The sequence below is a fragment of the Shewanella pealeana ATCC 700345 genome, assembly GCF_000018285.1.
Classification (GTDB): Bacteria; Pseudomonadota; Gammaproteobacteria; order Enterobacterales; family Shewanellaceae; genus Shewanella; species Shewanella pealeana.
The window spans coordinates 2,426,243-2,439,053 of the sequence record NC_009901.1; the positions used below are offsets into that span (position 1 = coordinate 2,426,243).

General features: G+C 40.0%; 13 protein-coding genes. 10 read left to right on the forward strand and 3 right to left on the reverse strand.

The window, feature by feature from the left end; all coding sequences use genetic code 11:
* Position 1 precedes the first annotated feature (1 nt).
* Both SPEA_RS10495 and SPEA_RS10500 read left to right on the forward strand, forming a co-directional pair.
* Entirely contained in the window at positions 2-514 is a 513-nt protein-coding gene (locus SPEA_RS10495; protein ID WP_012155238.1) for a GreA/GreB family elongation factor, read from the forward strand.
* Positions 515-588: 74 nt separating this feature from the next.
* Positions 589-948, forward strand: a complete 360-nt coding sequence (locus SPEA_RS10500) for a TRL domain-containing protein (RefSeq protein WP_012155239.1) — start codon at positions 589-591, stop codon at positions 946-948.
* 100 nt (positions 949-1,048) lie between these two features.
* Here the strand turns inward: SPEA_RS10500 and SPEA_RS10505 are convergent, their stop codons facing one another.
* Complete coding sequence (locus SPEA_RS10505; RefSeq protein ID WP_012155240.1) at positions 1,049-2,584, reverse strand: DUF3612 domain-containing protein; 1,536 nt, start codon at positions 2,582-2,584, stop codon at positions 1,049-1,051.
* A gap of 149 nt (positions 2,585-2,733) precedes the next feature.
* Here SPEA_RS10505 and SPEA_RS10510 point away from each other — a divergent pair, with 149 nt between their 5' ends.
* Complete coding sequence (locus SPEA_RS10510; RefSeq protein WP_012155241.1) at positions 2,734-3,249, forward strand: aldolase/citrate lyase/malate synthase family protein; 516 nt, start codon at positions 2,734-2,736, stop codon at positions 3,247-3,249.
* 332 nt (positions 3,250-3,581) lie between these two features.
* Positions 3,582-4,799: an RsmB/NOP family class I SAM-dependent RNA methyltransferase gene (locus SPEA_RS10515; RefSeq protein WP_012155242.1), complete on the forward strand. Its 1,218-nt coding sequence runs from the start codon at positions 3,582-3,584 to the stop codon at positions 4,797-4,799.
* 118 nt (positions 4,800-4,917) lie between these two features.
* On the opposite strand, the gene SPEA_RS10520 is transcribed toward SPEA_RS10515, so the two are convergent.
* Positions 4,918-6,966: a sulfatase-like hydrolase/transferase gene (locus SPEA_RS10520; RefSeq protein ID WP_012155243.1), complete on the reverse strand. Its 2,049-nt coding sequence runs from the start codon at positions 6,964-6,966 to the stop codon at positions 4,918-4,920.
* Positions 6,963-7,235, reverse strand: coding sequence for a hypothetical protein (locus SPEA_RS10525; protein ID WP_041410920.1), 273 nt, complete (start codon positions 7,233-7,235; stop codon positions 6,963-6,965). Before SPEA_RS10525 ends, SPEA_RS10520 begins: the two co-directional genes overlap by 4 nt.
* A gap of 306 nt (positions 7,236-7,541) precedes the next feature.
* Here SPEA_RS10525 and SPEA_RS10530 point away from each other — a divergent pair, with 306 nt between their 5' ends.
* From SPEA_RS10530 to cpaB, 6 genes are all read left to right on the forward strand, one after another.
* A complete protein-coding gene (locus SPEA_RS10530; RefSeq protein WP_012155244.1) occupies positions 7,542-8,846 on the forward strand; it encodes a L,D-transpeptidase family protein in 1,305 nt (434 codons plus the stop codon).
* A gap of 9 nt (positions 8,847-8,855) precedes the next feature.
* Positions 8,856-9,257 carry a helix-turn-helix domain-containing protein gene (locus SPEA_RS10535; protein ID WP_012155245.1) on the forward strand — a complete coding sequence of 134 codons (402 nt, stop codon included), beginning with the start codon at positions 8,856-8,858 and terminating at the stop codon, positions 9,255-9,257.
* Positions 9,258-9,783: 526 nt separating this feature from the next.
* Positions 9,784-9,987 (forward strand): Flp family type IVb pilin, encoded by a 204-nt coding sequence (locus tag SPEA_RS10540; RefSeq protein WP_041410921.1) that lies wholly within the window; start codon positions 9,784-9,786, stop codon positions 9,985-9,987.
* Positions 9,988-10,062: 75 nt separating this feature from the next.
* Complete coding sequence (locus tag SPEA_RS10545; RefSeq protein ID WP_012155246.1) at positions 10,063-10,629, forward strand: A24 family peptidase; 567 nt, start codon at positions 10,063-10,065, stop codon at positions 10,627-10,629.
* A 10-nt stretch (positions 10,630-10,639) separates the two neighbouring features.
* A complete protein-coding gene (locus SPEA_RS10550; RefSeq protein WP_012155247.1) occupies positions 10,640-11,962 on the forward strand; it encodes a DUF8689 domain-containing protein in 1,323 nt (440 codons plus the stop codon).
* A gap of 26 nt (positions 11,963-11,988) precedes the next feature.
* Entirely contained in the window at positions 11,989-12,807 is an 819-nt protein-coding gene (gene cpaB / locus SPEA_RS10555; RefSeq protein WP_012155248.1) for a Flp pilus assembly protein CpaB, read from the forward strand.
* The last annotated feature ends 4 nt before the right edge of the window (positions 12,808-12,811 follow it).

Consider the following 12,811-nt stretch of genomic DNA (forward strand, 5'->3'; position numbering starts at 1 on the left):
AGTGTTATCTATTAATCAGTTTCACCAGCTAATCAGGTTGGAGCTTGATAAAGCACTTGCGAGTGCTACAGTGGCTGCTAAGCGAGCTCATGAAACGGCAACCGATAGTGAGAGTATTGCTAAAAGTAAGTATGAAACCTTTGGTTTAGAAGCATCTTATCTCGCCCACGGACAATCCGTGAGAGTTGCCCAATGCCAAGCCGATATTAGAGCATTTGAAGCCATGTTTACTCGGCTAAATTCAAATTCGATTATAGAGAGTAAGGGGACTAAGGAACCTAAAGTGGAATTAGGAAGATTAGTCCTATTGATGGATGAAAATGGTAAAAACCAATACCTTTTTGTTGGTCCAGGAGCTGGCGGACTAAAGATAGCATATGAGCATGATTCAATTATGGTTGTGACACTAGAGTCGCCATTAGGCATTACTATGGCAAATAAACGCCAAGGAGATGATTTTAGTTTGAATGTTGCAGGTAATAAACGTGAATATGAAATCATTGAAGTTAAATAATGATTTTTATTCAAAACATTATCGATAAGATTTATCTTTTCATAAAGAAGTGAGTTAAGACTAAGGAGTAATTTATGGCGTCAAAGGTTTCTAGGCTCGCTTTAATACTGGGGGTTTCAGTTGCCATGTTGGGGTGCAATATCGCCAATCATGGCTCCTTTGTCACCAATACCTATCAAGATGCAAAGGTAAGCAGTCCTCTCGTTAGGCTAGGCCCCGTTTCTGGACAGAGTTGTCAGACTCAATTCTTGTATTTATTCCCAATGGGCGACAGTGTTTCCTCGCCTCGTGCCATTGAGGCCGCGAAAAATGCGATTAAAGGGACTGTGATCATTACCGACGTGACCATAGATGACACTCTCTCGTTTGGTGTTGGCTATTCAGAGCAGTGTATAAACGTACAAGGTACAGCTTTTGGAACCAAGAGCCTGTAATAATCACGTTGTTTAAGATAAGCAGCATGCTGCTTATCTTTTGATTACCTCTATTGCCCCGAGCTAAGGGACAACAGATAGCATCACTATTAAACCGTATCTAGCTCTCACTACACTGAGATTTACCCGCTCGATAACAGCTAGGTTGCCTTGGACAAACCGCACCTCTTGAGCATATTAATCTAGCCTCGTTTTGAATGCCTCTTTCAATCCAATTGATGTTGAGGATTTTGGCAACACTCATCAAATCTTTTTTAATACTCGTTGGCATCTCAACCGAGCCACTATTGCTTGCGCAGGATTGCTTTAACTCTGCAGCAATAGACGCGGCGTCGCCGCCCTGAGCATCAATCGCAGGGTTAAGATCGATTCCAGCGCATAATACGTGGTTATTACCAGCCATATCTTCTACTTTTATCGACTCACAGCAGTAGATCCTTGGTTTTTCGGCAACATCAAGTATGGAGATTTGAGCTGATGTACCGACCTTAGGCTCGTTAATCATTCTAAATACGGCCCAATGTTGGCAAGGATCTTCTACTACTCGCATATTTCCCCAAGGTAGTGGAATACCATTGCCTCTATATACAGCCTTAAGCTTTCCAGGAGCATAAGCATCGAAGTAATGCCAATGTGGATAAGGCGAAACTACCGTCATGCGGCGCATTGCTACCGACGCTGAGATCCCTAAAGCTTCATTGACCTTAATTTCGTATCCGTGACGGTCTAGAAGTTGCCTGAAGGGCACCTTAGGGCAGAGCAGAGCGCCGGCAAAGAAGCTGGATTCGAAATCACGCCAAGCATGTAAAATATCTTGTGCGTTTAGTGTCGATGAAACAGGAGTGCTAATTTCATCGTCGGCCGCAGTATGCCGTCTTCCCGCTGTTAAGACGCATTTTAGGCCATCTTTATTGTGAAGGACGCAATGGCCTATATGCACAGCTAAGTCATACTTAAGTCTAGTCACAAATGATTTAAGCATCTTGTTCAAATAGATGGTTGAAGGAGGCTCGAAAAAGGAGGTCACAACGTGCGTGGTGCTGACTCCCATTTCATCGACCACTTCCTGTGGCGTTCTGTCTATCCACTTTAATTTTAATCCTAACGACTTAGCGATATCCTTGAGATCGTTAATCGCCAGCGGCAAGCGTTTCTTGCCTACCTCCTCGGCGGCACGTTCAAGATCGGGAAAGTGGTTCTGATGATGTTCCTGATGTGCGCGAATTAATAGGTGGGCAAATTCTCTACCCGTGGTTCCAGTTTGCGATAACATCTCCGGGATCGCAATTTGTAAAATATCGTTGGAAAATAGAAAGCTAGGCTCTAACGCCATACCACTAATCCCGCCACGACGGCCTTTATTAGGCGTAATCGCATCGTCTTCGGGGACATCATCTAGGAACCAGTCCAGCTCTTTTTGAAAAACGGCGGCAATAACGGCTAGCATTCCAGCACTTGGTACTCTTTTACCGCGTTCAATCATCGACAAGTAGGACACAGAGGGAGCCGATTCGGGATCTACGCGTACGCACCGGGCGGAGAGATCTTCCATCGTGAGGTGGTTTCTTTTCCTCAAGTTTCGGATCTTTGTGCCTAAAAAATGTGACTTCCTGATTAAACTTTGATTGTTTTTCATTCTGTAAAATTCACAATGTAAAGTTTTTATTGTGAAATTGTAATGAAAATTACACTAGACTACAAATCAAGCAATCAGAAAACGGAATACGCATTGATTGTGATTCAAACTGATAACGAGCCAAGTTTCAAAAGTATGAGGGTAAGGCCATGGATATATCAACAACGAATACTAGTACTCAAGTAAATAACAATAACGGTCATTATATTGGTGCAGAACTTGTTGATGTGAAACTTGTCGAGGTGGCAAGTAATGACGTAACGGCCTTAAGTGCAAAAGATTTTTTAGATGCCAAGTTTCCACTCGCTAATGGTTCTCATAAAAATGCCTGTAGCTATGTGATCTATTATCAGCAATTATTGGTGTTCATGGCAGATGGCAGCCAAACAGGATTACGCCAGCCTAAGCAGTTTGTTGCGCTAAACGGTCATAAAAGTGAACCTACAGCGATTCTGTTGAAGGACAAGGGGGGTCATGTGGAGTTAACTTTCGATAGGAGTAAGGCAAATACTAATCGAGACCTAGCCAACCTTCAGGATATACAGCTAGAAGGGCATGAGTATTGGATCAGTTTGATTAACATCGAAAACACTGTGGTTGCATCTTCTATGCAAGATCAAGTATTTACCGCTAAAGATGGCAGTGACTACCTACTAAAAAGTTAAATGATGATGCCGCTAGATAATAGCGGCATCTCCTCACTGATTGCTAGTCATCTAATGTAGTCCATAATTTATACTATTCTTTCTTAAAAATGCATAAGTAAATCACTAATCACAAGCATTTACTCTAGCTTAAAAGCTAAGCAAGCATAAATAATCTGAAAGACAGTCCCCTCATATAGTAGTAAAAGGGTGCTTATAGCAGCTAGATCCCCTCATTGAGTGTATTTCCCCTTAAGCAACCGCTTTTATTATAGGATTTGGAGCTGTTAGCTTGCGTATTTTAAGCTTTGCTCCTATGATCCCAGCGTTTTCTATTTACGGTAACTTTTTTAATGTTGAAATCTTCGCTATCTCCCAGCTCAAATGAACTTGTGATCAGTATTCTCGACCTTGTTTTATCAGAGGGTAAGCCGCTTGATCGTGCTTATTCTCAACATTTTTCCGGCTTAAAACTCGAGCCGACAGAGCAGGGGCGTATCACCTTTGTTGTGGGCGATATACTAAGAAGATTGAACCTTTACTGTTACTTATCAGATGTGACACCTGAAGAGATGGCTCGTTTAGGTTCACGTCTATTAAATGTTTGGCATCTTTTTAATGAGTTACCTTTGCCTAAAATGCAGTATTCGTTACAAGTCGATACTGCAGATTTGGCCTCCCGTATCGAGTCTGCTAAAGCGCAACCGGTACTATGGGATGGTTGCCCAGATTGGCTAAACCAAATGGGTGAAGCTCAGATGGGCGATAAATGGCCTGCAGAAAGAGCTGCGCTAAACAAGCCTGCTAAACGTTTTTTGCGTACAAATATCCTAAAGTGCACACGCGATGAACTTGCCAATGCGCTACGTAAAGAGGGAGTGCAAACGGCTAGCGTTGAAGGCGTCGATACAGCCTTAGAAGTTGTTTCTGATTCTGCATTATTTAGAACCGAAGCCTTTAAGAAAGGTTGGTTTGAGCAGCAAGATGCCGGTTCTCAATTAGTGGCATTAGCGCTTGATGCAAAGCCTGGAATGAGAGTCGTAGATGCGTGTGCAGGTGCTGGTGGTAAAACCTTATCTATTTCTGCACAAATGCAGGGAAAAGGTCGTTTACTCGCGATGGACGTAGAGCAATGGAAACTTGATAACCTGAAGCAGCGTGCGCGCCGAGCAGGTGCTCATAACGTAGAAACTCGAATTATCGCCAGCAGTAAGACCATTAAGCGTTTGAAGCTAACCGCTGACAGAGTGTTACTAGACGTACCATGCTCTGGTTTAGGCGTACTGAAGCGTAACCCTGACGCAAAATGGCGTGATACCCCAGAGCGCTTACCTGTACTGGTCGAGCTTCAAAAGCATATTTTGCAAAGCTATAGTCGTATGGTGAAAGTAGGCGGCATATTGGTTTATGCGACATGCTCAATTATGCCAGAAGAGAACCGCGATCAAATTGACGCATTTCTTGCTGAGAATAAGCACTTCAGATTCATCGAAGATGAGACAATAAGCCCAGCAGAAACCGGTTTTGATGGTTTCTACTTAGCAAAATTAGAGCGTATATCAGAAGAATAATAGTCTGGTAGAAATAGATTGAATAAAAAGAGCACCTTAGGTGCTCTTTTTTGTACTCAAATAGGGCGAGCCACTAAAAAGTCTTTCTATGAGTATTATCATAGCATTAGCAGTTAATTTAATGAGTGACTACGACATCTATCTGATTGCAAAAAGAGCCAGGATCAAACCCCGGATCTCCCTTGTATCGATTACATAGCGCATTAAGCATAGGTCGCCAGTTAAAATTACCATGATACTCATCAGCGACATAAATTTCGTTTGTTTTAGTATTTAAAAGTATTGGGGAGTCAAAGTCTGGTAATAGGCTTAATTGCCAGTGTTGAAAATATATAGCACGCTGTTTTTTCGCGATAAGCTCTATGTAGTTCTGCGGACGCATATAGGCTTTACCATCATCTCTCACTTCGTAATTTGAAGCAGTCTCTGACATGACATCTTTTTTGTCGATAAAGCTCTTATTTATGGATTTAACAGGGACGGAAGACTCCACATAAACGTATCTATTGAGTAAAACATCATCTGCAGTTTTGGGAAGAACCTCTCCATCTAATTGAATGGCTTGTTGACTTGCAATTGATTCAGTTGAAACATTTAATGAGCTTAATAATGTCGGCACAATATCGACTAAAGAGTAAAGTCCATCCATCACTGTTGCTGCAGTAATTATCTTGCCATCGCTGAAATCTGCTCGAGCTAATAGAACCTGAGTTTGCTGTTGGTCCAAAATATTAGTGCCGTGCCCCCACGACTTAGTTGTTGGCATTGAACTTGAATTTTGAGTGTTTATTGCTTGGTGGTCACTTAGCTTAAAGCTTTCACCGTGATCAGAAATGATATAAACAATTGCATTGTTGAGCATGCCTTTTAGTTTTAAGCGACTAAAGAGGTCATTAACTTGCTTATCAACGCTGAGTATCATTTGTGTATACATATAGTGATTATAATTGCCATCCCAACTGTCTAATGGCTGTGGTATGAAGTCTTTAGACGTATAAGGCCAATGTAATTGACAATAGTGCATTGCCAGAAAATTTGGTTTTTCAGGGGGTAGGCTTCCGATGACGGTTTTATTAAATGTTACTGGAGAATAAGCTTTTCCATAGGCTCTATTATTGTATAAGTATGGGAGTATTTTACTTGAGTAGGGATGGATTAGCATAATATTAAAATAAGGTAGGTCGCCTAAACCAGTTATAAAAGCATCTGCTGCACCAGCCTTGGGCCCAACAGTATTATCGAAACCATAACTTGAGTCTATTTGATTGAAACGACGCTCATCTATAGCATAAGTTGTGTGATAACCTTTTGATTTTAATAACTCAATGATTGGTAGTGTTTTATCAACCAATTCTGGCGGGGCTAAATTAAATCTAACGCCATTACTGACAGGATACTGGCCTGTGAGGAGGCTCATCCACGCAACGTAAGTTCGCCCCTGAGGGGTGTATGTATTTGAGTATATGGTCATTTTATTGAGTAGACGGTTCAAGTTTGGCGCGATTTTCGGGTCTGCGGCTAAGTATTCCAAATGATCAGGCCTCAATCCGTCGATTCCTAAAATAATGATATTTGGTTTGTCAGAGTTGTCAGTACTCGTTTTGTTGGTTGAGGCGAAAGGGGAGATGAGAACGATGGCTGCTAATATCGAGGTAGAAGTGACTACAGCCTTAGACATTAAGCTCAGTAAACCACGATAAAAGCTTAAGATCAAAAAGAATGTAATCCCTCCCCAAATTAGTGGATTGCTAAGAAGCGTGTGTCTGAAGTATGAAACTAATGACGTTGGATATAAATAAGAGTTTATTGCAATCAAACAAGTAATATGAAGGCATATAAGTAATAACCAATAAACATCGGATTGATGTTTATCTTTATTTTGGTACCAAGGCGCTAGAGCTGAAATAGTTATTATGCCTGACCAAATAATATGGAGCAGTAATAGAATTGCGAAAAAATAGCTGACGTCTAAAATTAATCCGCGAGCAGATAAAAAATCGCTGTCTAGGCTATTCATTGTCGTGGCAAGTGACATTACCGAGTAGGTTTGAAGTGAGGACTTAAAGTTAAATAAAAGCAGAGTAAATACAAGTAAAATGCCCAGAGTTCTAAAGTAGACCCGAGTCAGACTAATCCTTGGCTGATGTGGTTCTGAAGACTCAATCATTCCATCTCCTCTTCATCTACATGTTTATCTTTAGTTTTAATGGGATAGTCAATATAAGAAGAAGCAAAATCGTAGTCTTTTGACGCTGGCCAGCTTCCAAGAATAAGGTAACGCTCAGCCAAACTCGAACCTGATGAGGTTGTTGTTCGTAAGACTTGGGTTAGCTGGTAGTCTGTATACATAGCATTAGCATTTAATGATAATAACACTATCACACAAGTAGTTAAGAGAACCTCGGTAATATCCAGCCTACGCCTAGCTCGTTTCATGGGCATATCCTGATGTTTAAATTCATTAAAAGATGAAAATAGCTAAAGACCATATTGATTATAGAATAGCTTTAGAAAAAAGTTGAATATAAGATAAGTCAATAGTCTTCTGACCCCCATACATTAAGTCACTTAGGTTTTTACAAAAATATAGTTTAACACCTTGCCTAATAGACAATTTCTGTACTAAACCTATGAAATGAACATCGATTTGATTTGATTAGTTTGGTTTTAGCTAGTCTCAATCTTTATTCTAAATCTGTTTTATTATTGATGTTCGCATAGTGCTAGATAGGGGGCGATTCGGTGAAAAGAGTAAAAGCTTTTTGGTGCCAACTCCTTGTTCGCTTGCTGATAGTATCTTTTTCCGCTGTAGTACATGCGGATATCGCTCCTAGAGTGTCCTTAGATAACCAAAGTGTCGCCATGCAGCTGAGTTCGCTCGCATTCGATCTAGGTGTAATAGACAGTGCTGCTGAGTCAACTAATACTGTAGGTTTAGTTAAGCTATTGAATAAAGAGCTTTTTCAGGTTGAATTTACAAGTCTCTCATTATCAACTGAACAGTATCTAAAATTAATTAAGCGAAAGGATATAGCAAGTTATAGAAGGCTAATTAAGCAATATAAAGCGTTAGATCGCTTTCAGTGGCCGATGATAAATCCTATAGAACTTAGGTTAGGCTTAAGAGTCAAAGAAGTTGCTAAACTCAGGTGGGTCTTAGTCAAACTTGGGGATATGGAGCCTCATACTATAGCTGCTTACCGAGAGAGTATTTATGATCCTAGTGTTGAGGCGGGTCTGAAACGCTTTCAAATAAGGCATGGTTTATCAGTTGATGGCAAACTGGGAAATCAAACACTGTTATCCATTAATACCAAGCCTAGCTTCAGAGTCGTTCAACTACAGAAGGCTTTAAAATTAAGCCTAAAAAAGTTTGATGAAGAGCAAGAATACGTCTTTGTCAATCTTACCGATTATACGTTACGGATCAGTAAAAATGGTGTCGAGCAGCTAAAAATGCCTGTCATAGTGGGAAAACCTAGCAGTAAAACGCCAGAATTAAACACGGTAGTGAGTGTTGTTACTATTAACCCGACCTGGACTCCACCCGCAAGCATTATTTATCAGGATATAATGAAAAGCGTTGATGAACACCCTAACTATTTGAGGAATAATAATTTTGTACTTAAGAGTTACAAAACAGGGATTGAAGATTCTAATCTCGCAGGTATGGATACTGCTATTTTGAAGCACAAGCTAAAAACGAGTACTTTAGTTCAGCGCTCCGGCGATAAAAACGCCTTAGGAAAATTTCGATTTACAATCCCAAATACTAGTGCCATTTTTCTCCATGACACACCAAATAAGTATTTGTTTAAAAGAGCTAATCGAGCCCTTAGCCACGGCTGTATTAGGCTTTCTGAACCAGAACGATTTGCTCATTACTTAATTAGCAAAGAGCCCTTACAAACGCAGCATTTATTTCAAAAAGCGCTTAAAACCAACAAAACAATGCATTTCAGACTGAGAAGCAGGCTGCCAATTAACATCATTTATCAAAATGTTTGGATTGATAAAGATGGCCGTTTGCAAATAAGAGAAAGTTAGGAGATCAAAATGGACAGTTTTTGCCATGATAATACCATGTTAGCCAAGCTTATTAGAAAAGAGAAGAATGCAAGGATGAAGGTTAAGTTATTGGCGGTTTTACATTTTCAAGATGGGAAGTCAAGGTATCAAATTGCCGACTTTCTCAAAGTTAGCCGCACCAGTGTCAACCGTTGGATTAGCCTCTATTTAGCAAGTGGATTAGAAGGATTAAAAGAGAAACCCCATCGTGGAAGACCCAGCATTCTCAATCAAGAACAGCTGGTTCAGTTGCAAAATCATATTGAAAATAAGAGTTATCATGGAGAAAAAGTAAAATTAACTGGCGTAGACATTCAGCTCTACATCGAGAAACAGTTTGGCATTAAATATGAGATATCTAGCGTATATAAATTAATAGAGCGATTTTAGGCCAGTCTTCACTATACGAGCAGCAAAGATGACGAATACAGCATGGTTCGATGTTAGAACTGTCTTTATTCCGTAAATATTCTGCACATTCGCTGTTATCCCCTCAAACACCTTGGTTTTCCTGCTTTATCATTTTCTACTGATTTTTTATTGAATAATAAAGTGGTCTGATTTTACAAGTTATTCACCTCTGTTCCGGTTGTTATGTCATGCACTTGAATACTAATAAGCTAAGTTTGTCTAATCCATAAAGAAAAATATCCGTCGAAATGAGTCGATATCACAGTAGATATTGAGCTTTGAGCGATGTTGAATGAGATTTTACAGTGAAAAATTAAAGCTGGAAGGGATAATTGAAATAGCTTCAGTAACTAACAAATAGACCAATGAATTATTCCATATGGAGACTTGATTTTACCTTTGCTACCTTTATTAACAGCGTTACTTAAGCAATAAGCTAAATTTTGCGTTTGTAGCCGAACTAGTTGTAGCTCATTTTTAGATAGGACGAATAGGTGGATACATTATGGATATCAAAGTTTTATTAAAAGAGTTTGTAGAGGATGAAAGTGGCTTAACTGCAGTTGAGTATGCAATCGCGGGAGGCTTAGTTGTTGGTGGCATGATTGCAGCATTTAATACCTTAGGAACAAACGCAACGGATAAAATTGATTGTTTAGCTTCAGCTGTAAATGGTAACTCAGCTGATTGTACAACAACAACCCCTTAAAACCGCAAAATCAAAGGGATTAAAGATTACTCATCTTAAGGTGAGTAATCTTCTGTTGCAAGTTTAGGGAATTTTATGGCTGATAATCAATTGCTATTTCAAGTCGTCACCGCTGGAGTATTTTTTGTTTTAGCGATTACCTTTGATTTAGTCAGAGAAAAAATACCAAATTGGTTGTGCTTAATTGCTATTTTTTGCGGGTTTTTAATTAATAGTTATTTTGCTCAATTAAATGGACTTATGCTGTCTTTTATCGGTTTTAGCCTCGCATTTATTATCTTGTTTCCGACCTTTATGTTCAAAATTCTAGGCGCGGGAGACATTAAACTTATGATGGGAATAGGCGCATTAATTGGGCCACAATTATTAGTTTGGAGTATTGCATACGCCATTATTGCTGGTGCAATAACAAGTTTATTACTAGTGATATGGAAATCAGGTCTAAGCGGTTGTTTCAAAACGGTACGACGTTATTGGGATTGCTTTTATTTGAGAACCTATTTTAAACCTGAAGAGGGGGAGGCTGCAGGACAAAGGGTTCCCTATGCCCCAGCTCTCGCAATTGGGTGGTTATGGGCCTGTTCTCTAAATCCAGATATTACATACTTATACTCAACTATCAGTTACTCTTTATTTTCGTAGGACATGTGCCATGAATATACCTAGAGAAGAGCAGGCTCATGAGTCAACCTCTTCAACTGCCCCAGGCTTACAAATGGAACCTCAGCTAGCCCCGCGGCCCAAAACAATTAAAGAAACCGGAGTATCTGAATCTTTATTGCTTGACTTGGTGACTAAACATCTCTTGTCTGCAGGCGTATTAACTCGAGAGCAGCTCGTAAATTTGATTGGTGTAACAGGTGGTATTATTCAACAACTGCTGGATACTGCAAAATCCTTAGCTTGGGTTGAAAATAGACAAACAACTTCAGATGGGCAGATGCGTTATGCACTTAGTGCCGGTGGAGAGATCCATGCAAAGCTGGCTTTGTCTAGAAATGGATATTTAGGTCTAGCACCTGTTCCGTTGAAACAGTATTCGGATATTTGCCAGAAACAATCTAGCAGATCAAAGGCTATCACTTTTGAAATGCTTGAAAGGGGGTTGTCAGCGTTAGTTTTACCGAAAGATTTACTCTTTAAAATTGGTCCAGCAATGAACTCCAGTCGGCCAGTACTTATCTACGGCCCTCCAGGTACTGGAAAAAGTTACTTATGTCGTCATTTGAATTTGACATTAGGAGACAGTGTACTAATTCCCTACGCGATTGCGATAGGGAATGAAGTCATCCAAGTTTACGACCCTGAATTACACCATAAAGTTGATGAGGGAGGTAAGGGAAACAGTCTTAACTTGTCTGAGGGACATGATCCAAGATGGCTCAAGTGTGAAAGACCACTACGAATTACCGGGGGGGAGTTGACGGCTGAAATGCTAGAGGTTCAGTTCGACAGTCACAGCCGTACTTATATGGCTCCCCTTCAACTTAAAGCAAACAACGGAATTTTATTGTTAGATGATTTAGGTAGACAAAAAATCAGTGCTAAACAGCTATTTAACCGTTGGATTATTCCTATGGAAGAGCGAAGAGATTTTTTAAGTCTACAGTCTGGGGAGCATTTTGAGATCCCTTTCGAACTAATTCTATTATTTTCTACTAACCTTGATCCAAAGGAGCTAGTAGATGAAGCCTTTTTAAGACGTCTAGGTTACAAAATTCATTTCGATGCCTTAGATGAAGAACTGTATAAAAAAATTTGGTTTCAAGTCTGCGAAGATTTAGGCCTAAGTTGTACTGAAGAGGTATTTCAATACTTATTAGTTGAATACCACAAGCGATATAAGAAACCGCTAATCCCATGTTATCCCAGGGATCTGCTGGGGATTATGTCAGATCAAATTAGTTTTATGGAATTTGAACCTGTGGTTACGCCATCCTTGGTTGATTCTTCTTGGTCAATATATTTTGTATAGAAAGGTTACATTTTTAGGAGCGACAAATGAATAATAAAACCGTCTTATTTGTCATTTTGTCATTAGTGTTTGGAGTTACTGCTGTTTATCTTGCGCAGAACTGGCTGAAAACAAATACTAAAACAGAAGCAGTAGCATCAACATCCAATGTGATGACTATGGTGACAGAGGTACCTTTGGGGACAATTATAGAAAGAAAGCATCTCGCCTTAACTCCAGTGGCTGACAATTTAATCCCAGAAGGGGCTATCACGGATATTACCGAGGCAGAAGGGTTTGTGGTCAAGCATCGACTTTATCAAGGGGAGGTATTACGCAAAGAGCGAATAACTCCTAAAGGAGAGGGGAGCACATTAGCCAGTTTGATTACCCCGACAATGCGTGCTGTTACGATAAGGGTAAACGATGTTGTTGGTGTGGCTGGTTTCCTACTGCCTGGCAACAGAGTCGATATTATCAATATTTTTACAACTCCTAGTCTAAAAACGGACATTGTGCTTTCAAACGTGAAAATTCTCGCTATCGACCAAAAAGCATCGAATGATGAGAACAAACCAGTCTTAGTGCGAGCGGTAACATTAGAATTAAGCTTAGAGCAGGCTGAAACCTTGATGATTGCCAAGAGTCGAGGTTCTTTGCAGTTGGCATTAAGAAATCCCAATGACACGGCAGTTATAGAATTAGCAGATATTGAAGAAGCGAATAAAACAGAAAAGACTGATAAAGAAGTGCTTTCTCAAACTGTTAAAGTCGCACAGTTTGCCAGAGTATCTGAAGCTAGCACAAATAAGGTTTTGTTGCTTAAAGGCATGAGTGAGCAAGAGATAAAAATCGACAACAATTAATTTG